Origin of the sequence: Flavobacterium sp. UW10123 (assembly GCF_040538975.1) — a bacterium.
Classification (GTDB): domain Bacteria; phylum Bacteroidota; class Bacteroidia; order Flavobacteriales; family Flavobacteriaceae; genus Flavobacterium.
Window position 1 is genome coordinate 326504 of sequence record NZ_JBEWQE010000002.1, and the last position, 26078, is coordinate 352581.

Below are 26078 nucleotides of genomic sequence, written 5' to 3' on the forward strand. Positions count from 1 at the left end.
GTATTTCAAAATCTTTTTAATCCTTTTAATCTGTGGCAAGAATAGACAAAAGAAACCTGAAATAAGAAAACTATGAAAACACTAACAGTATTTATTCTTTGTGGAGGAAAAAGCTCCAGAATGCAGTCAGAAAAAGGATTGGTTTTGTTTCAGGAAAAACCATTCATTGAGCATATCATTCAAGCGATTTTGCCCATTACGAACCATATAAAATTAATCACGACTTCTAAAGAATACGATTATTTAGACTATGAAAAAATACCAGATTTAATTGCTGAAAAAGGCCCAATGGGTGGAGTTTATACGGCATTATCACATTCGGAAACTGAATTCAATCTGATTTTAAGCTGTGATATTCCTTTAATTTCAACAGAATTATTGCAGGAATTAATTTCAAAACATACTACTGAAGCCGGAATTACGGTTTTTGCTTCCGAAAGTAAAACACATCCATTAATCGGAATTTATTCTAAAGAAATTGTCCCGATTATAAAAAATGCTATCGATTCGAATGAACTGAGAATGATGGATCTGCTGGCAAAAGTGCCTCATCAGATTATCAGTATAGAAGAAAGTGAAAATTATCATTTGACCAATGTTAATTCACCAGATGAATTAGATGATTTAAATATCAATTCAATTTAAAGCAGTATGGAAACTTTAAAAACACCCAAGTTAACAATCGTAGGCGCAGGCCCAGGCGATGTTGAACTAATTACGATGAAAGCCATAAAAGCTTTAAAAAGTGCCGATGTAGTATTGTATGATGCCTTGGTAAACGAAGAATTGTTAGAATATGCACCGCAAGCCGAAATTATTTTTGTTGGAAAACGATTAGGTTGTCATGCTTATACGCAGGATCAAATCAACGATTTGATTGTTTCTATGGCAAAAACACATGGACATGTCGTTCGTTTAAAAGGTGGTGATCCTTTTGTTTTTGGAAGAGGAAGTGAAGAAATCGAGTTTGCAGAAGATTTCGGAATTGAAACTGCGATTGTTCCTGGGATTTCATCGGCATTAGGAGTTCCTGCTTCGGTTGGAATAAGTTTGACACAACGAAAAGTAGCGGAGAGTTTTTGGGTAATTACTGGAACAACTTCGGCTCACGAATTATCAAAAGATGTTCATCTGGCTTCAAAATCGGCAGCAACGGTGGTAATTTTAATGGGAATGCATAAACTGAATGAAATCATTTCGATTTATGAAGAAAACAGAAATGACGATCTTCCAATTGCCATTATTCAAAACGGGACTAAAAATTCTGAGCAAAAAGTGATTGGAACTATTAGCACAATTACTAAATTGGTAGCTGAAAAAAACATATCATCGCCAGCCATTATTGTAATTGGTGAAGTGGTGCGAAATACATCAAGCTGGATTTCTTATTTTCAGGAACATTTTGAAGATGAATTCATTTTTCAGAATTTAAATTTATAACAATGATTGAGGTTAAATATTTTGGAGCTGTCGCTGAAAAGACAAAATGCGAATTCGAAAAATTATCTTTTTCTGAAGAATTGTCTTTGCAAAAATTATTGCAGGATTTAGACGAAAAATATGAATTGGAATCACTGACTTTCCGAGTTGCAGTCAATCAAAAAATAGTTTCAAAAACATCCGATTACACTTTACAGACAAGTGATATCGTAGCTTTATTACCGCCATTTGCCGGAGGATAGATTATGAATGCAGATAACCGATATAACAGACAAATAATTCTTCCAGAAATAGGAGAGAAGGGACAGCAAAAATTAGCAGAATCCAAAGTTTTGGTAATTGGTGCCGGAGGTTTGGGTGTTGCGATTTTGCCTTATTTGGCTTCAGCTGGAGTTGGCGAAATCGGAATTGTAGATCATGATGTTATTGAGATTTCGAATCTTCAGCGACAGGTGATTTATAAAACGGATGCTATCGGAAAATCAAAAGCGAAAGAAGCCAAAGCAATGATTTCAGATTTAAATCCTTTGGTAAAAGTAAAAGCGATTTCTGAAAAATTATCGGGAAAAAATGCTCTTTCGTTATTTGGAAAATATGATATTATTGTTGATGCGACAGATAATATTGCAATTAAATATTTAATAAATGACGCTTGTTTGGTAACCAATAAACCAATGGTTTACGGATCTATTTTCAGGTTTCAGGGACAAGTTTCAGTTTTCAATTATCAAAACGGACCAACTTATAGATGTTTGTATCCAGAAGAAAATTTGGATGCATTAAATTGTGAAGAAGCGGGAGTTCTTGGTGTTTCGGTTGGAATTATCGGAATGTTTCAAGCCAATGAAGTTCTAAAAATGATTCTCGAAATTGGGGAAGTTCTCAGTGGAAAAATATTGGTTTATAATACGCTGACTAACGAACAGCAAAAGTATGATTTTGATAAAAGTGATTTTCAAACCATAAACAGAGAAACATTCGAAGAAAAATATAATAAATGTGTGATCGAAGAAGTAAGTTTTGATTCGGTTTTGGATGAAATAAACAATGATGAGATTTTGTTTTTGGACGTTAGAAATTTTGATGAATCACCAAAAATAAGTTTGCAAAATCAGATTCAGATTCCGCTAATGAACTTAGAAAAAGAAATTGATAAACTGCATAAAAATCAAAAAATCTATGTTTTCTGTCAATCCGGAATCAGAAGTAAAATTGCAGTAGAATTTCTTCAAAGACATCGATTTAAAAATATAAAGAGCATTGCTGGAGGAGCTTTGGCAATGAAACAATTATTAACGGCTGAGATAAATTTATAGCCACAGATTAAAAGGATTAAAAAGATTTTGAAATACTTTGTGTTGTGTTTTTTTTGCCACGAATTACACGAATTTTCACGAATTATTTTTTTGATTTTTGCGAATAAAAATTTGTGAAAATTCGTGTAATTGCTCTGCCTGTTCGCTATCGCTCGAGTCGTGGCTAGAGAAAAAAAATCCTTTTAATCCATATAATCTGTGGCAAAAAAACATAAAAAATGAGTAAAAATGTATTTGTAGAAGGCCCAATTTCGCCTGAATTTATAGCCGAGTCGATTGCCAAACATCAATCGAAACATACCATCGGGGCGCATAATATCTTTTTAGGACAAGTCCGTGCCGATGTTATTCATGATAATACAGTCGTTGCAATTGATTATTCAGCTTATAAAGACATGGCGAACGAAGCTTTGTATGCCATTCGTGAAAAAGCTTTCGCTAAATTCGATTTGACTTGTATGCATATCTATCACAGTTTAGGCGTAGTAAAAGCTGGCGAAATCTGTTTGTTTGTTTTTGTTTCGGCTACACGTCGCAAGCAAGTTTATGAAGCAACAGAAGCCATAGTAAATTGGATTAAAACCGACGTTCCGATTTTTGGTAAAGAAATGTTTGAGAACGATACATTCACTTGGAAACAAAATACCTAAGAAATTAAAATGGTAGATATTACGCATAAAATAAGCACTTTAAGAGTCGCAACCGCAACTGCAATTGTAAAAGTTAGCAAACAGGAAACAATTGATGCAATTGTGAATAATTTAGTGCCAAAAGGAAACGTATTTGAAATGGCAAAAACGGCGGGATTATTTGCGGTAAAAAATACGCATTTGTCTATTCCAGACTGTCATCCGCTTCCTATTGAGTTTACTTCGGTAGAATATCAAATTGAAGGTTTAGAAATCCATATTATTTTCAATGTAAAAACCGTTTACAAAACCGGAGTTGAGGTTGAAGCTATGCACGGCGCATCAATCGTGGCATTGACCATGTACGATATGTTGAAACCGATTGATAAAGAAATCGAAATTTCAACCATTAAATTGATTAATAAAGAAGGCGGAAAATCGTCTTTCAAAAATAAATTCCCGAATGCGATAAAAGCTGCGGTTTTTGTTTGTTCAGATTCTATTTTTGCAGGAGATAAAGAAGACCGTTCTGGAAAAACAATTGTAGAAAAACTGGATTTTTACGGAGTTGAAACTTCACATTACGAAATCATTCCGGATGAATTGGATATTATTCAGGAAAAAACTAAAGCTTTCGCTAAAGAAAATCAGCTGGTAATTTTTACAGGTGGAACAGGTTTGTCGCCAAGAGATGTAACGCCAGAAGCTTTATCACCAATTTTAGAAAGTAGAATTCCGGGAATTGAAGAAGCTATTCGCAATTACGGACAGCAGAGAATGCCGTATGCAATGCTTTCTAGAAGCGTAGCGGGGACTTTGGGTAAAAGTTTAGTTTTGGCTTTGCCAGGCTCAACAAACGGAGTAAAAGAATCGATGGACGCAGTATTTCCGCATGTAATGCACGTCTTTCATATTTTAAAAGGAAAAAACCATGATAGCCTCTAACACAATTTTGACGGATGGTTTTGGGCGCAAACATAATTATCTGCGTATTTCGTTGCTGGAAAAATGTAACCTACGTTGTACGTACTGTATGCCCGCTGACGGAATCGCGCTTTCTCCAAAAGCTAGTCTAATGACGGCTGATGAGATTTTTGCAATTGCCGAAACTTTCGTTAAAAATGGTGTTGACAAAATAAGATTAACAGGCGGAGAGCCTTTGTTAAGAAAAGATTTTCCTGAAATTGTTTCTAAATTATCAATTTTAGATATTTCACTTTCCTTAACCACAAATGGAATTTTAATAGACAGACATATCGAGACTTTAAAGCAATTTAAAGTCAAAAAGATCAATTTGAGTTTAGATACTTTGGTTTCATCCAAATTTGCTTCTATAACGCTCAGAAACCAGTTTGAGAAAGTAGTTGACAATTTACATTTACTTTTGAATAACGATTTTCAGGTAAAAGTAAATGTCGTTTTGATAAAAGGTTTTAACGATAACGAAATTGTCGATTTTGTAAAACTGACTCAGTTTTTGCCCATTTCGGTACGTTTTATAGAGTTTATGCCTTTTGCCGGAAACGAGTGGGACAGAAGTAAAATGGTTTCGCAGAAAGAAATTTTATCATTAGTTGAAACACAATTTTCTTCAGAAGAAATCCAAAAACTGGAAGATGAAAAAAACTTCACTTCAAGAAATTATAAAATAAACGGTTTTCAAGGCGATTTCGGGATTATTAGTTCTATAACAAATCCGTTTTGCGACAGCTGCAACAGAATCCGCTTGACGGCTGACGGAAAAATAAAAAACTGCCTTTTCTCCAATTCTGAAACTGATTTGTTGACCGCTTTTAGAAATGGGGAATCCATTACAAATTTGATTTCAGAATCGATTCAAAATAAAAAGAAAGTTCGTGCTGGAATGTCTACAGTAGAAGAAATTGATGATCCTGCGCTTCATTTCGATAATCGTAGTATGATTGCGATTGGAGGATAATAATTTCGAGATAACTTTGTCAAAGTTTAAAACTTTGATAAAGATAATACGCAAAGTTTGTCATTCTAAGGTACGAAGAATCGCACACGGGAATCCACAAAGATTGGCGACATGCTGTACGGAGTTTCTAGTTTGATTCTTCGCCTCAGAATGACGAATCAGAGTCAAAAAAAAGGTTCAACTTCTTTTCAAAGTCAAACCTTTCTATATTATTTTTTCTTTTTAGCCTTAGCCTTTTTCAAAGCTTTAGCTCTTTTCTCAGCAGCTTTTTTAGCTTTCTCTTTCTCCTTTGCTTTTTTAGCTTTGGCTTTTTTCTTCTCAGCAGCTTTCAGTTTTACTTTCTTCGCTTTTTCGAGCTTTTTGATTACGGCTTTTATAGCCTTTTCTCTTTTTTTCTCTTTTTCTTTTTTAGCTTTAAGTTTTGCTTTCAGCTGTGATTTGATATCCTTCTTTTTATTTTTTACAATTTCAAGAATGGTTCCGTCAATTTCTAAGATCGGTTCATTTTGTAGAGGCGAAGGATTATCTTGCGTTTGAATTTCTATAATTTCAGAAACAATCGGTTCTTTTTTTTCTGGTGTAACAGCTTCTTTTTTAACCGTTGCTCTAGGAGTTGTTTTAGATGCTGATCGCACTGGAGTTTTGGCAGCAGGCTTTACGGTTGCAGCTGGTGCTTTTGCAGTTGTTGTTTTTGAAGCAGGAGTTTTCGCAGCTGTTCTTGTAGTTCTTTTAACTGTTGTTTTTGCTTCTGGCATTACTTCTGTTGTGCTTTCTACAGCTGTTTCTGCTGGAATATCACTAGGTTGTACAGCAGGAGTTTTGGTTGTTCTTTTTATCATAGCAGTATTTTTTATTGAGTAAAATAGATTAGAACTAAGAGTAGAAAAAGCTTTTGGAGTGCCAAGCTTCAATAGAAATTCTTAGTTAAGCTAAATATACGTAATTTTTAAATACAGAAATGTTAAGCTTTTTATAGAAGGTGTTAGTTTTCAATTGCTTCCAAAATTTTAAAATTGCTTTTCGGAGCTTCACATAACGAACAGCAATAATCATCTCCTAAATCAGTAAACAAAATACCTTTTGGGATTCCCTGACTTTCATCTCCAAATTCTGATTTATATAGCGTCAAACATTCCTGGCATTGATAAATTTCCTGCTGGATTTTTTCTTTTTTCTGAGGATTTTCGACTGTTTCTGCTGTATTATTTCCGAGTTCATCAAAATATTTTCGGCTTAATTCGATCAAAATTGTTGGAAGCTCCAGTTTGTCAATATCTTGCGAATGCACAATGTATTCGCGCGTATTAGGATCGAAATTCTTGGCAAATAATACATTATAAGTGTCTCGGATTTTAATGGATTCTAAATCCTTTGGCAATTCGTTTTTTTCGATGACAATCGATGTAAAATAATGTCCGTCGCGATTGTATTCTGAAATTCCGAAATTCAATCCGTAAGTGCTGATATCGAATTGATCTAATGTTCGAACTAGGAAAGTTTTCAAGTTCAAAGCCCATTCCATTGCAACTGGTAAATGCCAGTTTAATTCTAATAATGAATGACGAACGTTGATTCCTCTTTTACCAAGGAATTTTTCCCATTCTAATTTTCGGTCTTTTGGGATTCCTTTGATAATGAAAGATTTCCAAGGCGTGATGCAGATTTTCCCGATTTTGCATTCAAAACACAAATCGCACATTTCTTTCAGAAAATCTAAATCGTATAAATTATTTCGCCAATACAATCCCAGCCAGTATTGATCGATTCCCATATGATTCATTCCTTCGTAATATGGAAATGGATAAAATGGTACATTCAGAGGTTTGTCGATTGTACGATTATTAGTGTCTAAAGCTTCGCTGACTAACGAAAAAAGCATTTCGATATCGATGGATTCTTCTTCGCAGATTTTTTCGATTTCGTAATAAATCTTCGCCAAATCCCAAGTGTAAAGCAAAACGGGATAAATTTCCATTTTTTGCCAATTTGGAAGACGAATATATAGATACCAATAATCTTCTTGTTCTGAAGCAATAAAATTCAATTGTCCTGTAAATAAAGGGACTAACTGCTGTTTTGGGTCGGTTATATTGACTTTTAGTTTTGGTTGTTCCTTGAATTCTTCTAAAATATAGAGAAAACGATTTCCGGTTAGCCAATTGGTATTTCTGAAAATATCAGTCGAAACATAAGACGAAACGATATTGTTCCCGCTCTTTTGATCAGGATAAACAAAATGATGTTTGCCTAAAGTGGTTTTATCCAAAGATTTGAATCCTTTCGGAAAAATAATATCCTGCCTTGAACCAAAAGAAATGGAATCCAAACCTTCTGCCGAAGCAATATTTACAACCTCTCTAAGTTCCCCCGGCGATATAACGCCTCCTTTTACTATTAATCTTGTTAGTTCCATTTTGTTTTTTGTTTCAGGTTTTCTCTGTTTCAGGTTGTTGTATTATGCTGATTTTAACGCAAAGAGCGCAAAGGTTTTTAAGGTTTATGTTCTTTGTGTGAAATTGTTTTTTTAAGTTCATAAAGCTTGACTAAAATTTATTCTCAAAGCTTTGCGGACTTTGTCTCCTTTAAATATACTTTGCGAAACTTTGCGAAAAAACTTTGCGCTCTTTGCGTTAAAATTTATGCTCAAAGTAAGACAACAAAACCTATTTACATTTTGCTAGAATCTCCTTAACCTCCGTTTTACAACTTCCGCATCCCAAACCTGCGCCTGTGTTTTTGCATAATTCAGTGAAATCGTTGACGCCACTTTTAATGGTTTCTTCAATGTTTCCGGCACCGACTTGACTGCATGAACAAACCAATTTTCCTAGAACTGGTTTTGCATTTGAACTTCCTCTTAAAAGCGTGTTTCGTTTGTCTGATAATTCGATTTTACTTTCGATCATGGTTTTGAATTCGGCAAACTCGTTTTTATCGCCCATTAAAATGGCTCCAACCAAAAGATCGTCTTTTACGATGCATTTTTTGTAATAGCGTTTTTTCAAATCTGTGAAGACAATTTCTTCATACGAATCGTCATTTTCCGGAATCGTCAAATCGCCAATACTGCAAAGATTGATGTCTTCTAATTTTAGAATATTCATTAAAATCGAACCTTTGTAATAACTGCTGATATCTCCTGCTAAGAAATTTGCCAGAATATCAGCCTGTTCTTCGGCGGCAGAAGTGATTCCGAATAGTTTGTTGTTGAATTCGGCTATTTCGCCAATCGCAAAAATATCGGGATTTGAAGTCTGTAAATATTGATTGACTTTTACGCCTCTTCCGCAGATTAAACCGCTTTCTCGAGCAATTTCAATGTTTGGAATCGTTCCAATCGTATATACAATCGCATTCGCAGTCAATATTTTACCACTTTTTAAAGCAATCTCGATTTCGTTTGGATTATCGGTTTCAAAAACGGTGCTGACTTCATTATCAAAGTAAATCTGAATATCACGAAGCTGTACTTCTTCGGCTAAAAGCTTACTCGAAATACGATCCAGTTGACGTTCCATCAAACGGGAAGCTCTTTGAACTATTGTTGTTTTTACTTTTTTATGTTTTAAAGCCGCTGCCAATTCCAATCCTAATAATCCACCGCCAATAATGACAACATGTTGTTCTTCTGGTGGAAGATTGGTGCTGTCGAGATGTTTTTTCAAACGATCAGCATCTTCTTTTCTTCGAACGGTAAATCGGCCGGGAAGATGAAGCTGTGCATTTTCAGGAACAAACGGACGGCTTCCTGTTGCAAGAATCAACGAATCGAAAGTATGGGTTTCACCTTGACTGTCTTTTATAATTTTGTTTTGAGTGTCTATTTTATCAATAGCAACTCCAGCTTTCATCGTTATTTTTAACTTATTGAAAGTTTCACCGTCTTTTACTTTTAAAAGCTGTTCCCAAGTGAATTCTCCCGTCATATATTCTGGAAGCAAAACACGATTGTAAAACGGATTTACTTCATTGGAAAAAACAATAATTTCATCGGTTGTATTGAATTCACGATAGTTTTGAATGAATCGGAACGAAGCCGCCCCCGCGCCCACAATAGCAATTTTTTGAAATGGTTTTACGTATTTTTTGATAGAAACGGTGGTAAACTTAAAATCTGGTTCTTTTGAAATGGGATCGACAACAGTATTCGTCAAATTATTCGTTCGGTTTAAATCATTTTCAAGTTGTTTTCCCCAATGCATTGGCAAGAAAAGGACTTTTTCTTTGATTGTGTCCGTCACTTTTGCTTTTACCCGAACTTCGCCATTTTTGCTTGAAACGGTGACAATATCTCCGTTGTTAATATCATTTTTAAAAGCGTCAATCGGATTAATTTCTAAAACCGGACTCGGAATATGGGTTAATAATCTTGACACTTTTCCAGTTTTCGTCATTGTGTGCCATTGATCGCGAATTCTTCCTGTTGTTAGAATAAAAGGAAATTCGGGGTTTGGCTGAACTGAAGTATTTTCAATCGAAACAGGCAAGTTGAAAATTGCTTTTTGCGAAGGCGTATAGAATTTTTTATCTGTAAACAATCTTGGAGTTCCCGGATGATTGTAATCAGGAACTGGCCATTGAAAAGTGCCTTCTGTTTTTAAACGATTATAATTTAAGAATGAAATATCAATATTAGTGTTTTTGGTAAGGGCGCAATGTTCTTTGTAGATTTCCTCTGCACTGTTGAAATTGAATCCATTGAAATTCATTTTTTGAGCAAAACGAATCAAAATTTCAATGTCTGGAAGTGCTTCTCCAGGAGCATTGATTCCTTTTGGTAAATAAGAAATACGTCGCTCCGAATTCGTCATCGTTCCTTCTTTTTCTAACCAGCCGGCAGCAGGTAAAAGTAAATCGGCAAATTTAGCAGTATCCGCATTATGCGAAATATCCTGAACGACCACAAATTTGGCGTTTTTAAGCGCTTTTTCGGCTCTTCGGGAATCTGGTAAACTCACTAACGGATTCGTGCAGATAATCCAAACGGCTTTCATTTTTCCTGATTCCAGTGCTTCGAACATTTCCGTTGCCGTTAAACCCGGTTTATCTGAGATTTCGTCAACGCCCCAAAAATCGGCAACTTCTTTCCGATGTTCTGCATTTGCAATGTCTTTATGTGCAGCAAGGAGTGTTGCCATTCCGCCCACTTCGCGTCCGCCCATTGCGTTTGGCTGACCTGTCAATGAAAATGGTCCTGAACCTGGTTTTCCGATTTGCCCCGTTAGTAAAGATAAGTTTAGTAAGGCTGTGTTTTTATCAACACCAACAGCGCTTTGGTTCAACCCCATTGCCCAAAGCGAAATAAAACCTTTTGCTTTTCCGATAAGATCTGCAGCGAGTTTAATATCGTTTACTGAGATACCGCAAAGTTTAGAAGCTTTTTCTAATGAAGTTCCTAAAACCAAGTCTTTGTATTGCTTGAAATTTTCTGCATGATTTTTAACGAAATCATGATCTACGTAGCCTTTTTCGATAATTCGTTTGGCAATGGCATGATATAAAATAATATCAGATCCGGGAAGAATTTGAAGATGTAAATCGGCGAAAGCGGCCGTATCGGTGCGTCTTGGATCGATGCAGATTATTTTTGTTTTCGGATTTTTCTCTTTGTGTTTTTCTAATCTTCTAAAAAGAATAGGGTGACACCATGCTGGATTTGCACCTGTAATTAAAAATGTATCGGCTAATTCGATATCATCGTAAGCAATTGGTACAGAATCTTCCCCAAAAGTCTTTTTATAACCCACAACAGCAGAACTCATGCAAAGTCGGGAATTGGTATCGATGTTATTGGTCTTTAAAAAACCTTTTACGAGTTTGTTTACCAAATAATATTCCTCTGTCAAACATTGTCCCGAAATGTAAAAACCAACGCTGTCCGGTCCGTGTTTTTTTATAATAGAAGAAAAAACGGCTGCCGCACGATCCAAGGCAGTGTCCCAACTCACTCGCTCAAGCGGATATGATTTACTGCCTCGCATTTCAGGGTATAAAATTCGGTCAGAAGTATCGTTGACTACGTAATGCAGATTCATTCCTTTTGAACATAACATTCCTTTGTTTACAGGATGATCTTTGTCACCTTCAGCCATTACGCCGTTTTTGGCATCGTTAGTCACAATGATACCACAGCCAACGCCGCAATAGGAACAGGTAGTTTTGATTTTGGTATTTTGCATTAGCGTACTTTTTTAGATGCTGATTCTGAAATCTATTTTTCGATGTAAATAAATTACGTATACAAAAATACGTATTTTTACGTATTAATACGTAATTTTTAAATTTATTTTTTTATTTTTGATGCAATAAAATGAGCAACAACAAATTAGTTTTTAATTTGATAAAAATTTGGACTCATGAAAGAAGAACAAACCCTTTGTTATTCTTGTACCAATGAAAATTGTTTTATCAAGAAGCATCTGCATTTGGAGCAGATGAAAAACTATGTATCTAAGAAACAGCAGGTAATTTGCAAAAAAGCGGATCCGTTTATTGTGGAAGGAGCATCTTTGCAAGGGCTTTATTTTATCTGCAAAGGAAAAGCTAAAACGGTTAAAACGGGAATAAACGGCCGTGAACAAATAGTTCGTTTAACTTCAAATGGTGATATTATTGGTTTTCGCGGATTCGGAACAAGTAAAAAATACTTAATTGGTGCTTATGCGCTTGAAGATACTGTTTTGTGTAATTTCAGCAACGAAACGATGCTTGAAATTTTAAAAGAAGTTCCTGAGTTTACCTACGCTTTAATGCTTTTTTACGCAGAAGAATTAAATAAAAGCGAAAACAATATTCGTAAAATCGCTCACATGAATGTTCGTGAACGTGTGATTGATTTACTGCTTTATATTCATCGCAAATTCGGACAAATCAATGGTTTAATTGATATTGATCTTTCAAGAAAAGAAATAGCTGATTTTGCAGGAACGACGGAAGAGCAAGCTATTCGTATTATCTCTAGTCTTAAAAAGGAAGCTTTGATTCAGACAGTTGGGAAGCGAATTGGGATTTTGGAAGTTTCAGCTTTGCGCGCTGAAATTATGGAGCATAAATATTTTTAGATGAGGGGCAAAGGCTCAAAGGTTCAAAGATGCAAAGGTTTCCTATTGTGGAGATGCACTACAGAGCATCTCCACGTCGAATGCGCTTATTTTTTCCTTCCCACAAATCGAATAACAGAACCCGTTCCATTATGAAATAAACCTTCGCTGAGTTCGATTTCTTTTTCTTCTAATTCGATGATTTCGTAGTTAGAAAAATCGGCTTTGATTTCTTCTATTGAAAAAAGAGATTCAATGTCTTTTGGTCCGCCTACTTTTTCATTTTTAGTTACATATTCTAAATGTTTTTTGCTGAAAGCTTCAAAGATTATAATTCCGTCTTTTTTTAATAATAAATTCAGCTGTTTGTGAATATCCGATTTAATTTCTGCCGGAAAGTGCGCATAAATCAAAGTAATCGCATCAAATTGATTTTCCTCAAAATCTAAAGTTTCTAATTCGCCAACTTGATAGTCAATCGAAACATTGTTTGTTTCAGCGAGTTTTAAAGCTTTGTTCCTTCCTTCTTCACTAATATCAAAAGCAGAAACATTCCAGCCTAGTTTTGATGTAAAAACGGCATTTCGTCCTTCGCCTTCGGCAGGGAAAAGAATCGCGCTAGGATTTAGTTTTTCAATTTGTTCTTTAAGGTAATTGTTGGGTTCTTCGCCGTATGCAAATTCTTCGGTGCTGTAGCGGTCGTCCCAACGTTTGGTCCAATTATTCATAGTTTATATATTGAAATTAATGATTAAAGGTTTATGGTCGCTGCACGAAGTCCAATCTTTATAATTCCCGACTTCGACACTTTCTAGAGCTTCTATAAAATCATTTGAAGCAAAGCAATAATCAAGATGATAGGGTTTGTTTTCATGACGATACAGATACCAAGTAGGATGCTCTTCTTTGCCTTGAATTTGATTGAAGTATTTGTGATAAGTGCTGAAGATATTTTTTTCGGCCAATTTGTTTACGACAGTTGTATGATTTCCTTCGCGACGCGGTTTATCCCAAATCGTATTGCTGTTGAAATCGCCAATTAAAATGGTTTTGGTTTCTTTGATCAAATCTTCGTAAAAATGAATTGCTTTCCAAATCTGAGTAACATAAGCTCCGTCTTTATCGCCAGGATTATTTGCCCAAATTGCGAATAAGATAAAATCAATTTTTCCGCCTGTAACGGAAATTGGCAAGATGTTTTTGAAAGCTGGATTGTGGCATTCTAATAATTGAAACCGATAATCAGTATAAGAGAAAACACCAACTCCTTTATGCGGATTGGTTCCGTACCAAAGAATATCGTTTGGAGCTTGTATCTCGTTTGGGAATTTTAATTTGTCTGGATTTTCGCACTCAGAAATTACAACAATATCAGGATTGTAAGCGAGAATGAATGCTGCTTTTTTTCTGAATGCCATGTTGCAATTCCAAGCGATGATTTTCATTTGAAAATTAAATTTTTTCTACCTCAAATATAGAGATTAAAGAACAAACTAAATTTCTGTCAAACCAAAAAAAATACCCTTTTTCTGTTTTCAAAAAGGGCATTCTATATAAATTTCTTCATTTTTTAAATCTTAGCCAACAAATTTTGTTTCACCACTATTAATGTCGATTTCTGCAAAATTATGTTTTCCGATTACGATAAGCAGTTTATCTGAATTGTAGCCTACATATCTAATTTCAGGTTCTCCTTTTTTTGGTTTTCCGCAAACAGAAATTACATTAGTCTGCCATTTCAATTTGCTTCTTTTATAGGCCGAAATGGTTTGTAAATCATTTTCAACATAATAAACAATGTTGTTTTTCTTGATTCCTCTTTTTTGCGTTTTTGCAAAGTTTATTTCTGAGTTTTTAGAAACTAAGGCATCATTGTACTTTTGTGCGATACCTGTCTGTGTGACAATAAAAGTCACCAGAGATAATTTTAGAAATGGTTTCATTAGGATAGAATTGGGGGTTCATAATCGATTCAAATATAAATAATTAAATGATATAATAGCATTTCAGTAAGACAAAAAAAATACCCTTTTCCAGAAATAAGAAAAGGGTAAAATATATAAGTCAATTTTAAAGAAAAACTATTTTTTCCAGCTAAAAATTCTTGGATTGACAGAAACCATAAGCCAAGCCCAATTGTTGGTATGATTGGCGTCTCCATTTTTGATAAATTCCATGGTTTTAGAACCAAACATTTGAGAATAACCTCCTGTAACTGTAATGTCTTTTTTGAAATTGTAGCCAAAAGAAGCATCAATCTCAGTTCCTAAGTAAGAGTCCATTTTTTCATTTAATGGTGTAACGACATCTGCAGCTGCCAAAAAAACATGTGGACTTAAGCCAAACTGCCATTTGTTTACATTGTAACTTAGCTTGATAAAAGCATCTTGCAGACCTACACTGTTTAAGTGATTTCCAACATAGAAATAATCCATAAAACCATTAAAGCCATGGTTGGTTCCAAAAATAGGATTGAATGATTTGATTACCGTACTTCCGTCATTTGTCGCTTTTCCTGATAAAAATTCGTATCCTAAACCGGCTTTAAAAGAATCAGTTATGCTATAAGTAACGTTAGCGGCAGCATTCCAAGCACTAACTTGCTGATCGGTGCTTTTTCCGGTTTGGCCATACAACCAAAAACTAGTATCAATTTTATCTTTTTTATAAGTTAAATAAGGGCCAAAGGTTTGCATGTAATCTATTAATAGCTTTTTGGAGGGCGCAGGATCGGGAGCATATTCGTAACCAGTATTAAGCAGTAAAAAGCTTGCACCTAATTTTTCGTTAAATTGATTATGATACCAAGCATATTGCATTGTTTTATAATTCGCAACTTTATAAGGTGTTTGAAATACATTTTCGGCATCTGAATTGTAAGCGCCTCCAAAATCTAATTTTTGAGTTTCGTCATGAAAAGAAACCGTTAACGCATCGTGGCTTTGACCTTGCTGTGCCCAATCCATTTCACCCAAAATACGCTGATTATCGTAAGAAAGAACCTGACGCCCCATTCTGGCACTCCATTTTTCAGTGAAATTATATTGTGCCCAAGCCTCGAAAACAGCCACACCATTTTTATCAGCAACTGTTGCAGGAGTTACATCACCCCATGTTCTCGTGTTTTGCAAAGTCAATTTCACAATTAAATCTTCTTGTTTATAATTAAAGTTTAAACGAGAACGCTGCGAAATTTGAGAAGTTCCTTTTTGTCCTTCTGGAAGAAGGGTTTTGTAGCCGTTGCGATATTCAAAACGTGGCCTAATTTGCAGATTTACATCTAATTCTTGAGCTTGTATTTCAAAACTTAATCCTACGATAAGTATTAAAATTAGTTTAAGTTTTTTCATAAAATTATTAGGGTTTTATCGAAGGTAAAATTATAAGAAAAAGCCGTTTTTTATTATGATTTCAATCATATTTATAATTTTTTTTTAATCTAAGTCTAATATGCTGGTTCTAATTTTGCTTTACTTACTTTAATTTGTTTCTCTTTAGATAGTTGTGTTATAGTGTAATGCATCCAAACCAGACAAACAGTTGAAAAGATTAAAATAAAGATCCATGAACTTGACCAGATTCCCGTTGCTGTTAATAAATATCCGAAGATGATTGGACCAAAGAAACCTCCTAATCCGCCGATCATTCCAACCATTCCGCCCACAACGCCAACTTCATTAGGGAAATATTCTGGAATATGTTTGTAAACAGCAGCTTTTCCAATTCCCCATGAAATTCCGATTAGAATTACAAGTACTAAGAAAACCCACATGTTGGCATCAAATTTAATAACCGTTACTCCTTTGGCGATAAGCTCTTTTTTCGCAACGTTTTGATTGTGTGATACTACTACATCTTGCCAGCTTGAAGTGGTTGGAAAAATCGTATTTTGAGCTGTGTTTGCTGTTTTTTGCGCAATTGGATATTCTTTATCTCCAACTTTTACGGTTTTATCGCTGATTTGGTTTACAACGCCTTTTTTAGCTGCTAAGATTCCAGGGCCAGAAGTCGTAATTTCCATTTTAGGAATTGACAATAAAGCGCTCAAAATTACTGAAGAACCCAAAACCCAATACATTACTTTTCTTGCTCCGAATTTATCAGATAAATAACCTCCAAAGGCTCTAATAACGCCAGAAGGTAAACTAAACATAGTGGCAAACAAACCGCCCATTACTAAACTAGTTTGATATACGTTCATAAAATTAGGTAATAGCCATTGTGAATACGCCACAAAACAGCCAAAGACCAAGAAATAATAAGCTCCAAATCGCCAAACTCTTTGTGATTTTAATGGCACAAGCATTTGTGAAACCGTTTTGGTACTGCTTTCTGGTTTTTTGTTTTGAGTGAAAAGTAAAAAGGCAATGCCAATTACTACTAAAGAAACGGCATAAATAACAGGAAGAACTTTCCAGCCGTTTTGCGGATCATTTACTGAAAAATGATTTAATAATGAAGGCGCTAAAAACGTGGTAATTGCGGCACCAGCATTTCCCATTCCGAAAATACCTAAAGCGCGACCTTGCCATTCTTTTGGATACCAAATTGATGTATATCCAATTCCAACTGCAAAACTGGTTCCGACCATTCCGAAGAAAAAACTAAGTACGGCAAACATGAAAAAACTGTCGGCATAGGGAAGAAAGAAGAGCGGAATTGAACTTAATAATAATAAAAGAGAAAAAACATATTTTCCGCCAAATTTATCGGTTAAGATTCCGATAGGAAGACGCATGATGGAACCGGTTAAAATTGGAATCCCTAAAAGCCATCCAACTTGAATAACATCCCAATGGAAAATTCCGTTATCAACTAAAAAGGTTACTAAAACCCCATTTAATGTCCAACAGGCAAAACACACTGTAAATGCCAATGTGTTCAAAAATAAAATTTTGTGTGATTGCGATAATGAGTTTGTCGTTTTCATAGTACTTATATTTTTATGTAAAAATAAGTACTATAACTTAATCAAAACCTGCTAAAACGCAGTTTTAGAAAAATAATTACGTATTTATACGTATTTTTTAAATTAAAGAATACTCAGTCGCTTTGTTCGAAAGTTCCATCAAGTTCTTTACTTTCAGCTTTTTCATTAGATTAAAGCGATGCACTTCGGCAGTTCGTTTACTGATGTCAAGTGCTTCAGCGATTTCTTTGTTTCCTTTTCCTGATAAAAGAAGCGTTAAGATTTCTTTTTCTCTTTTGGTAATCATCATTTCTTCGCCTAGAGTTTGCTTAGGTTCTAAAGATGATGATGAATTAGTCAGTTGACTGATTAATATAGAAGAAATATCACCACTGAAATATTTTCCTCCAATGGCAACACTATGCAGTGCTTTTAGAAATTCTTCTTTGCTTGAACCTTTTAGCAGATAACCGTCGGCTCCTGCTTTGATAGATTTCAAAACATATTCTTCTGATTCGTGCATCGAAAGCATAATGATTTTTACGCTGTTATTTTCGCTTCTAAGTTTTTCTACTACCTCGATACCGGTTAAGTTTGGCATACGAATATCTACTATAAGTAAATCTGGTTTTGTTTCCGAAACAACTTCCAGAGCATCTGCACCATCAATTGCTTCGCCTACAACCTCTATGTTTGCTTCGTTTTCAAGCAAAGATTTGATTCCGTCTCTAACAAAAACATGGTCATCTGCCAATACTACACGAATGATATTGCTCATAGTTTACTTAATTTTGATTCTGGATTTTTACGTATATTCATCTAAAAAGAAGATGCTAATATACGTACTTTTTTTAAAAGTAAATTCCAATATTAAAATTTCTAATGTTGGAAATTCCAAATTTCAAAGGATTTATGGGTTTAACTTTGTCAAAGTTTTAAACTTTGGCAAAGTTTTTTTGTCCAGTTTTCCCACCCAGTTTGTCATCCTGAGGAACGAAGGATCTCCGCAAGTAGCTCTACAAAGATTGGCGATTTTGATTGTGTTTTGTTTGCACGCAGATTCCGCAGATTTAAACAGATTTTTTTATTGTAAAGCTGTAAAGATTGTGGATTTTGATTGCGGAGTTTCTTGTGTGATTCTTCGTTCCTCAGAATGGCAAAAAAGATGCTAAGTAAATAAGTCCTCTTTTGAAAACGAGTGCCCGCGAGAGGGATAGGAGCAAGCTACCGAAGTAGCCCGGATAGCCCGACAGTATTAGGGAAAGTGGGCGAATATAGATAAAGATTGATAGCCCACTTTTTCTAATACTGTCTCGCCCAAATGATAATTAGAAAATGAGATATTGTGTCAATTAGATAATTTCTTTGGATGCGTTAAATAATTATCTAATTTTCTAATTGGCACATTGATTCATTTTAAAATTGGGATATTGAAAGTGATTCTAGTTCCTTCGCCTGGGATTGATTTGATGAAAACGCGCCCGTTGATGTACTGGATGCGTTCGTTCATGAATAATAATCCCATTCCGGATTCGCTGTTGCGTTTTTTGTCGACGGAATTGATGTCGAAACCTTTTCCGTTGTCATCTATGATGATGCTTAAAAGGGATTCGCTATGCGAAAGCTGAACGATAATATGTGATGATTCGGCATATTTGATCGCGTTGTTGATTGCTTCTTGTGTAAGTCTGTAAATATTGATTTCGATTAAGGAATCTAAACGTTGATCGAAATCAGTTTTGTTGTAAAAAAGAATTTCTTTTCCAGTTAATTTTGAAAGTTCCTGAGTAAGTTTTGAAAGTGACGAAACGATTCCGTGGTCGCTTAATTCAGGTGGCATTAGGTTGAAAGTTGCTGTTCGAACACCTTTTATAATGTCTAGCGAAAGTTTCTTTAGATACTCAATTTTTTGTTCTGATTTTTCTCTGTCGTTCAGATTGATGCTTTCCAGACTAAATTTTAAACCTGTTAGCATTTGACCAATTCCGTCGTGAATTTCTTTGGCAATTCGGTTTTGCTCATTTTCTTGATTTTCAACTATTTTACTTGAAATAATCTTCTGCTGATTGATTTTTTCAGTTGTATTTTCAAGATTTAAACGTTCGACTTCGCGTTGTGCTTTTTTGCGTTCGGTGATGTTAAAACAAACGATCAAAAGCTCCAGTTCATCTTTTTTGATCATTACTGGAACCATCGACAAATCGAGCCAGATTTCTTTTTCGTCTTTATTTACAATTTTGATTTCGCCTTGCCAGCCACTGCGCTGTTTTTCGAAAATTAAACGGTCGAAATTAACCTGTTCTTTTTCATCTTCTGTTAGAACTTCAGAGAATTTTTTATTGGATGAAAATTTTGTATAATTTAAAAGTTTGGCAAATTTTTCTCCAATATGAATAATGGAACCGTCTGGTGAAATTCGGCAATACAGTAAAGTATTTTCCATCGCATAATTGAGCGATTTTAACTCTTTTACTGAATTTTCTTTGATTTCGCTGATGATTTCGGTGTCGTATGCCAGTTTCAATGCTTTCTTTTCAGAAGATAAAAGCTGAGCAATTAACTTTTCGATTTTCTTGTTGGTTGGTTTGAAAATGAAGAAGAATTCTAGAAGCAGAACCAAAAGCGTAAAACCAAAAATCCAATATTCGATTTTGCGTTGTTCTGTTACTTTTTCGTGTGCTTCAAGATCGTATTGGGTTACAATCTGATTCATTTTCGAAAGAAAAATCCCTTCGTTTTCTAAAATAATCTGAACCAATTTTTGGTTTTCAGATGCGGATTTTTTTTGCTGTAAATTCAGTAAAAAAGCATCTGTAGTTTGGGCAATTTTATTGAAAATTGGATTTATTTCTAAATACAGTTTATTGAGCGTTTCTGATTTTTCTTTTGGAAAAGCTAAACTGTCATTTCCGTTTTCCAGCGCATTTTGATTTTTCTTCCAAAGCTCTAAAACTTCTTTTAAATGCGATGTTTTTTTGGCTGTAGCCGAATCAGAAACGTAATGTAGAATCAGAACTTCTTTAACAATTTTCTGACTCAACATTCTTTGTTTTCCAGAAAAATTAATGATTTTAGAATCACTTAACTGCTGGTTCAGATTGTATTGGACTAAAAACTGACTGACAATTATAGTTAAGGCAATAGTAAGAAGCGCAAAAAAATACAGACGGCGTAAATTTTTGAAAGTGATTTTTTCTGCAGCTTCTTGATTGCTTTTCTTCATATCTTTTTACAATCCTAAAGAAGCTTTTATTAAGTTTAAGTTTTCTTCAGAATAATTGATTTTCAGAGCTTCCTGATGTCCTTTGTCCGACATTTTATCCCAAGTTTTCTTTATGATGTTTTTAAGCTTTTCTTCGTCGTGTTTTTCTACGAAAGGTTCTAAGTAATATTCTAAAAATACCAAACAAATAACATCTTCTAGTAATTGGGTTTCAGCATCTTTTTTAAGTAATTTTTTCTCAATTAAAAAAGAAACACGATCAATAAAAGTTTGATCATAACCTGCTTTTACTAGAATTTCAGCAGTAGTTTTTGCATGGAATTTTTTCAATTCTTCTCTCCATTTCAAATAACCAACGCGATCCATTGGATACGATTCGCGAGCGACTTTCCAACGGCAGATATGCTGGGCTTTTGAAGCAATCTGAATTTCTTCGGATGCATCGGGTTCAAAGTTCATCAGTCTTTTGTACATCCTGTCAGAATACAGTAATTCTTTTGGATATTCTTTGTTTTGGTCGGTCTCGATGTTTGGGTCTTGTGCGTTTTCGGCATCAATCCATTCACTTGCTTTTTGAAAAGGTGTGTTCATTTTTTTGGTTAAGTAATAGATTTCAAAGATACGGAATTATGTTTTTTTTCGCCACGAATTCACGAATTTGAGCAAATTATTGTTTTTGTTTTTGCCACAGATTACACAGATTAAAAGGATTTTTTCTAACGCAAACTTTAATCTTTGGTGATAATTTGAATTGTTTTTGCTACGAATTTCAAGAATCTCCACGAATTAAATTAGTGTAAATTCGTGAAATTTGTGGCAAAGAAAAAATCCTTTTAATCTGTGTAATCTGTGGCTTTAAAATTAGTCCGCAAAACCAACAAATACTTCGTTTTCAACAATTTTTATAGGATAGGTTGCTATTTTATAATCGTCTCCGTTTAGGTTTGAGCCGTCTATTAATGAAAATGTTTTTTTGTGCATTGGGCAGGCGATTTTCGGGATATCATCTGTTGAGCCTGTCATTCCTCTAGAAAGCACCATTTCCATTTTGTGCGGGCAGGCGTTTTGGCAAGCATACCATTCGTTGCGTCGGGTGAAATTGAAAATCGCGATTTGTTTGTTTTTGTATTTGATGCATCCGCCTCGATTGGTTGGGAAATCTTCTACTTTGCCTGCTTTGAACCAAATTGTAGCGTCGCTTGCGTGAACTGTTTCGTATTGATTTAAGATTTCTTCCATTTTGTTTTTGTTTTGATTTCCTGTTTCTTGGCCCTCTTTTTACAATCAAGAGAGATTTGATGGCGCAGTAAAAAAGAGGGCAAGAAGGACAGCAAACGTTTGTGATTTTTTCTTTTTTTTTGGAGCTTGTTTATGTAGGACGAAGATTGCTCGCAAAGTTGCGAAGTCTCAAAGTTTTTTTCTGTAAGCTTTTTTTAAGTTTTTGTAATTTGACTTTGCGACTTTGCGTCTTTGCGAGATTAAAACATTTTTTACGACCAGGCTTTTGGTGCTTTTTGATCTCTTAGCGGAACAAAAACAGCATTCTCATCTTTTTCGTCTGAGTTTATAAAATGATTGAAACGTTTTAATAATCTTGGTTTTTCCAGAACTTGTTTCCATTCGCATTCGAAAGTATTTACCAAAGTTTGCATTTCGGTTTCTAGCGTTTCGCAGATTCCTAAACTATCTTCTATAATTACCTGTTTTAAATATTCTAAACCTCCGTCTAATTTTTCTAACCAGGTTGAAGTTCTAATCAGTGGGCCAGCTGTTCGGATGTAATACATTAAGAATCTGTCCATATATTTAATTACAGTTTCCTTGTCAATTTTTTCGGCCAATAAAACTGCGTGTTTTGGATTTGCACCACCATTTCCTGCGATGTATAAATTCCATCCGCCTTCAACAGCGATTAGTCCGAAATCTTTTCCACGTGCTTCGGCGCATTCGCGAATGCAGGCAGATACACCACCTTTTAGTTTATGCGGAGAACGGATTCCTTTATATCTGTTTTCTAGTTCGATGGCAAATCCTGCGCTGTCGTCCATTCCGTAACGGCACCAAGCATTTCCAACACAACTTTTTACAGCGCGAAGTGATTTTCCGTAAGCATGACCGCTTTCAAAACCATTGTCAATTAAGATTTTCCAGATTTTTGGTAAATCACTTAAATGCGCTCCAAATAAATCGACTCTTTGTGCTCCGGTAATTTTGGTGTACAAATCGAATTGTTTTGCAACTTCACCAATTACGATTAGTTTTTCGGCGGTAATTTCACCCCCTGCAACTCTTGGAACGACAGAATAGGTTCCGTTTCTTTGAATATTCGCTAAAAATCTGTCGTTTGTATCTTGCGTCGTGACATGTTTATTTGCTGTATCATTATAAATACTAGAGAAAATTGAAGCAACAACTGGTTTGCAGACTTCGCATCCGTCGCCTTTTCCGTGATGATCCAGAACGTCGTAGAAGTTCTCATATTTGTTGATTTTTACCAAATCGAATAATTCTTGACGTGTATAGCTAAAATGCTCACAGATGACTTCTTTTACTTCTTTTCCTAAAGATTTTTGAGTTGCTTTTACCAAATCAGAAACCATTGGTTTACAACCTCCACAACCAGAAGTTGCTTTCGTTGCTTTTACAACATCTGAAAGTGTCGCGCAAGATTCGTCTAAAATTTTACAGCAAATAGCGCCTTTAGTTACATTTTCGCAAGAACAGATTACAGCTGTATCTGGTAAATCCATCACACTTCCTAAAGATGAACCTTCAGAACCGTCACGAGAACCTAAAATCAAATCTTCAGGATTTTTTGGCAATGCCATTTCGTTAATGTAAATCTGGAAAAGCGAATTGTAATCGCTGGAATCTCCAACTAAAATTCCGCCTAATAATTTTTTAGAATCTTTTGTAACGTTGATTCTTTTATAAACGCCACTCAATTTATTTTCATAAATAATAGCTGTGACGTCATTATTTTCAATAAAAGGATCACCAAAACTCGCAACTTCAACACCAATTAATTTCAATTGTGTTGACATATCGATGGTTTCTCTCATGGTTTTCTCACCATTTAAGATTTGCTCAGCAGCTACATCGGCCATTTCGTAACCTGGCGCAACAAGTCCGTAAATGTTATGATTGTAAAGAGCCGCTTCGCCAATCGCAAAAATAGAAGGATCTGATGTTCGCATTTGATTGTTTACCACAATTCCGCCTCGTACACCAACTTCAAGCCCTGAAACTCTTGCCAGTTCGTCGCGAGGTTTAATTCCGGCAGATATAACCAACATGTCTACTTTTAACAATTCGTCGTTTGCAAACATCATTCCTGTTATACTTTCCTTTCCGTCAATATATTGCGTTGCTTTGTTAAGGTGAATTCCGATGTTTAATTCTTCAATTTTTGACTGAAGCATATCACTCGCGCCTTGATCCAATTGTCTCGGCATCAAGCGTGGAGCAAATTCGACCACATGCGGATTCAATCCTAAATCTCTAACGGCTTTTGCTGCTTCAAGTCCTAATAAACCGCCACCTAAAACTGCCGCTTCGGTTGCGCCTTTTTGTTTTATCTTTTTAGCGTAAGCCATAATGGCGTCTAGATCTTCGATAGTTCTGTACACAAAAACACCTTCTTTTTCGACACCTTCAATTGGCGGAACAAAAGCCGATGAACCTGTTGCCAAAACTAAGTAGTCGTACGTATGTGTTTTACCTAAGTGGGTATGTATAGTTTTTGCATCACGATTAATATCTGTAATTAACTCAGAAGTGTTTAGAATAATATTGTTTTTTGCGTACCAATCTGTTGTTGACAATGATAAATCATCAGCCGTTTTTCCTCCAAAGTACTCGCTTAAGTGAACGCGATCGTAGGCGCGTCTGGGTTCTTCTCCAAATACCGTGATTTGATACTTTTCTTGTTCAGACTTTGCAACAAACTTTTCGCAAAATTTATAGCCAACCATGCCGTTTCCAACTACTATTACTCTAATCATGATTTCTTTAATTAAGTATTACAAGGCAAATATAAGTATTTGTACTTATAAAAATACGTAATTAATTTATTTTTTAAGTAAATGATAGGATTTTTTACTACGTATTTTGTCGTGATCTTTTACGTAGTATAGGTTTTGAATGATTTTGAAGTAATTTCATTTTTCTAAATTTGAAAGGATTCTAAATAAGCGTTTCAAAAAAATATCGTAAATTCATAAGAATTTTACCGATGTTTTATTAAAGAATATTTTTAAACTAAAATCTCATGAAAAAAATACTTTCAATATTGTTATTATCAGCTTTAATAATCGGTTGCAAAACGACTGCAAACAAGGAATCTGGCACAACATCTTCTGTAAGTTCTACAGAAGAAGATTTAAAATATTATTTTAAAGCAACTGGAAACGAACCGTTTTGGGGAATCAAAATGGGAAATGAAGAAATCGTTTTTACATCATTAATTCCGGGAAAGGAAAAAATCACTTTTCCAGCTGTTGAAGCCATTAGAGCGATGGATGCTAATGTGAAAATGTATAAAGTAGGTAATGAAACTGCTTCAGCCATGATTAGCATCCAACAACTAGATTGTCAAGATTCTATGTCTGGTGCGATTTCTCCTTATAGTGTAAAAGTCGAAATTAAAAATAATTCAGATTTAGAAACAAAGAAATTAAGTGGTTGCGGAAAATATCTGACAGATTATAGACTTCATGATATTTGGGTTTTGGAAGAATTAAATGGTTATAAAGTCTTTGCAACCGATTTTCAGAAAGAGTTTCCGAGAATCGAGATTAATTCTACTGAAAATAGATTTTCGGGTTATGGAGGCTGTAATTCCGTAACAGGACAAATCTTTTTTGAAAAAGATGTTTTGCGTTTCGCTAAAGTAATTTCAACGCTAATGGCTTGTCCGCAAGGAAATAAAGAGGGCGAATTCTTAAAAGCGTTGCAAAGTACGACAACATATTCTATTGAAAATAATCAGCTTATTTTGTCAAATCCCTCTAAAAAATTAGCTGTTTTTAAGAAGGTAGACTAGGATTTTAAAATGTCTTATTGTATCTAAAAAAAAGCCTATTCGGATCTTGTACATTTTAGCGCTAAAATATTTTTGTAAAATAAAACTTATAAATATTTATTTTACATGAAAAGGATTTTACTGTTATTAATTGCAATGGTTTTAGTTTGCAGTTGTAAATCGACTAAGGAAACAACAGCAACGTCGGCTACCAGTCAAGACTTAGTTGAAAAGAAACTACAGCAAACTTGGATTTTGGAAAACTTAAACGGAAAAGTTATTACCGATAAAGATTTTTCAAGTGCTCCGAAAATTGTCATTACGCCATCTGCATTTTCTGGTTCGACTGGATGTAATGCTGTAAAGGGAAATTTAGTTTCAAAAGGTGATGGGAAAATTCAATTTTCAAATTTTACTGCGGAAACTAAAAAGTGCGATGCAAAAAAAGAGGGGGAATTGGTACAGTTGTTAAAAACTACATCTGGTTATTCTATTAAGGATAATAAACTTTTTCTTTCTAACCAATTTGGACTAACAATGTCTTTTAAAAAAGGTTAAT

23 protein-coding genes are annotated in these 26078 nt (G+C 34.8%); 10 read left to right on the forward strand and 13 right to left on the reverse strand.

Annotated elements, in window-relative coordinates; all coding sequences use genetic code 11:
* Positions 1-72: 72 nt before the first annotated feature.
* The 7 genes from ABXT06_RS03730 to moaA all read left to right on the forward strand — a co-directional run bounded on the left by ABXT06_RS03730 (position 73) and on the right by moaA (position 5324).
* Positions 73-645, forward strand: coding sequence for a molybdenum cofactor guanylyltransferase (locus ABXT06_RS03730; protein WP_354589540.1), 573 nt, complete (start codon positions 73-75; stop codon positions 643-645).
* Positions 646-651: 6 nt separating this feature from the next.
* On the forward strand, positions 652-1440 hold the full coding sequence (gene cobA, locus ABXT06_RS03735) for a uroporphyrinogen-III C-methyltransferase (RefSeq protein ID WP_354589541.1): 789 nt from the start codon (positions 652-654) through the stop codon (positions 1438-1440).
* 2 nt (positions 1441-1442) lie between these two features.
* Positions 1443-1682 (forward strand): MoaD/ThiS family protein, encoded by a 240-nt coding sequence (locus tag ABXT06_RS03740; RefSeq protein ID WP_354589542.1) that lies wholly within the window; start codon positions 1443-1445, stop codon positions 1680-1682.
* Positions 1683-1685: 3 nt separating this feature from the next.
* On the forward strand, positions 1686-2756 hold the full coding sequence (moeB, locus tag ABXT06_RS03745; protein ID WP_354589543.1) for a molybdopterin-synthase adenylyltransferase MoeB: 1071 nt from the start codon (positions 1686-1688) through the stop codon (positions 2754-2756).
* 218 nt (positions 2757-2974) lie between these two features.
* A complete protein-coding gene (locus ABXT06_RS03750) occupies positions 2975-3406 on the forward strand; it encodes a molybdenum cofactor biosynthesis protein MoaE (protein WP_066034044.1) in 432 nt (143 codons plus the stop codon).
* Between the two features lie 9 nt (positions 3407-3415).
* Positions 3416-4330, forward strand: a complete 915-nt coding sequence (gene moaCB, locus ABXT06_RS03755; RefSeq protein ID WP_354589544.1) for a bifunctional molybdenum cofactor biosynthesis protein MoaC/MoaB — start codon at positions 3416-3418, stop codon at positions 4328-4330.
* Positions 4317-5324, forward strand: a complete 1008-nt coding sequence (gene moaA / locus ABXT06_RS03760) for a GTP 3',8-cyclase MoaA (RefSeq protein ID WP_354589545.1) — start codon at positions 4317-4319, stop codon at positions 5322-5324. Before moaCB ends, moaA begins: the two co-directional genes overlap by 14 nt.
* A 209-nt stretch (positions 5325-5533) precedes the next feature.
* Here the strand turns inward: moaA and ABXT06_RS03765 are convergent, their stop codons facing one another.
* From ABXT06_RS03765 to ABXT06_RS03775, 3 genes are all read right to left on the reverse strand, one after another.
* Positions 5534-6163: a hypothetical protein gene (locus ABXT06_RS03765; protein WP_354589546.1), complete on the reverse strand. Its 630-nt coding sequence runs from the start codon at positions 6161-6163 to the stop codon at positions 5534-5536.
* A 143-nt stretch (positions 6164-6306) separates the two neighbouring features.
* Entirely contained in the window at positions 6307-7737 is a 1431-nt protein-coding gene (locus ABXT06_RS03770) for a rubredoxin (protein ID WP_354589547.1), read from the reverse strand.
* A 250-nt stretch (positions 7738-7987) separates the two neighbouring features.
* Positions 7988-11503: a molybdopterin-dependent oxidoreductase gene (locus ABXT06_RS03775; RefSeq protein WP_354589548.1), complete on the reverse strand. Its 3516-nt coding sequence runs from the start codon at positions 11501-11503 to the stop codon at positions 7988-7990.
* 177 nt (positions 11504-11680) lie between these two features.
* On the opposite strand from ABXT06_RS03775, the gene ABXT06_RS03780 reads away from it, so the two are divergent.
* Positions 11681-12385, forward strand: coding sequence for a Crp/Fnr family transcriptional regulator (locus ABXT06_RS03780; RefSeq protein WP_354589549.1), 705 nt, complete (start codon positions 11681-11683; stop codon positions 12383-12385).
* Positions 12386-12471: 86 nt separating this feature from the next.
* Here the strand turns inward: ABXT06_RS03780 and ABXT06_RS03785 are convergent, their stop codons facing one another.
* The 10 genes from ABXT06_RS03785 to nirB form a co-directional block, all read right to left on the reverse strand.
* Positions 12472-13092 carry a class I SAM-dependent methyltransferase gene (locus tag ABXT06_RS03785; RefSeq protein ID WP_354589550.1) on the reverse strand — a complete coding sequence of 207 codons (621 nt, stop codon included), beginning with the start codon at positions 13090-13092 and terminating at the stop codon, positions 12472-12474.
* Positions 13093-13095: 3 nt separating this feature from the next.
* Entirely contained in the window at positions 13096-13809 is a 714-nt protein-coding gene (locus ABXT06_RS03790; protein ID WP_354589551.1) for an endonuclease/exonuclease/phosphatase family protein, read from the reverse strand.
* A gap of 132 nt (positions 13810-13941) precedes the next feature.
* A complete protein-coding gene (locus tag ABXT06_RS03795) occupies positions 13942-14307 on the reverse strand; it encodes a hypothetical protein (protein WP_354589552.1) in 366 nt (121 codons plus the stop codon).
* A 138-nt stretch (positions 14308-14445) separates the two neighbouring features.
* Entirely contained in the window at positions 14446-15714 is a 1269-nt protein-coding gene (locus tag ABXT06_RS03800; RefSeq protein ID WP_354589553.1) for an alginate export family protein, read from the reverse strand.
* Positions 15715-15809: 95 nt separating this feature from the next.
* Positions 15810-17294, reverse strand: a complete 1485-nt coding sequence (locus ABXT06_RS03805) for an MFS transporter (protein ID WP_354589554.1) — start codon at positions 17292-17294, stop codon at positions 15810-15812.
* A gap of 97 nt (positions 17295-17391) precedes the next feature.
* Positions 17392-18051: a response regulator gene (locus ABXT06_RS03810; RefSeq protein ID WP_354589555.1), complete on the reverse strand. Its 660-nt coding sequence runs from the start codon at positions 18049-18051 to the stop codon at positions 17392-17394.
* 633 nt (positions 18052-18684) lie between these two features.
* On the reverse strand, positions 18685-20496 hold the full coding sequence (locus ABXT06_RS03815; RefSeq protein ID WP_354589556.1) for a sensor histidine kinase: 1812 nt from the start codon (positions 20494-20496) through the stop codon (positions 18685-18687).
* Between the two features lie 6 nt (positions 20497-20502).
* Positions 20503-21087: a DUF4202 domain-containing protein gene (locus ABXT06_RS03820; RefSeq protein WP_354589557.1), complete on the reverse strand. Its 585-nt coding sequence runs from the start codon at positions 21085-21087 to the stop codon at positions 20503-20505.
* A 270-nt stretch (positions 21088-21357) separates the two neighbouring features.
* Positions 21358-21735 (reverse strand): nitrite reductase small subunit NirD, encoded by a 378-nt coding sequence (nirD, locus tag ABXT06_RS03825; RefSeq protein ID WP_354589558.1) that lies wholly within the window; start codon positions 21733-21735, stop codon positions 21358-21360.
* Between the two features lie 251 nt (positions 21736-21986).
* On the reverse strand, positions 21987-24500 hold the full coding sequence (nirB, locus tag ABXT06_RS03830) for a nitrite reductase large subunit NirB (protein WP_354589559.1): 2514 nt from the start codon (positions 24498-24500) through the stop codon (positions 21987-21989).
* A gap of 266 nt (positions 24501-24766) precedes the next feature.
* Between nirB and ABXT06_RS03835 the strand changes: the two genes are divergently transcribed.
* Positions 24767-25540 (forward strand): META domain-containing protein, encoded by a 774-nt coding sequence (locus ABXT06_RS03835; protein ID WP_354589560.1) that lies wholly within the window; start codon positions 24767-24769, stop codon positions 25538-25540.
* Positions 25541-25645: 105 nt separating this feature from the next.
* Positions 25646-26077 (forward strand): META domain-containing protein, encoded by a 432-nt coding sequence (locus tag ABXT06_RS03840; protein ID WP_354589561.1) that lies wholly within the window; start codon positions 25646-25648, stop codon positions 26075-26077.
* Position 26078: the final 1 nt, after the last annotated feature.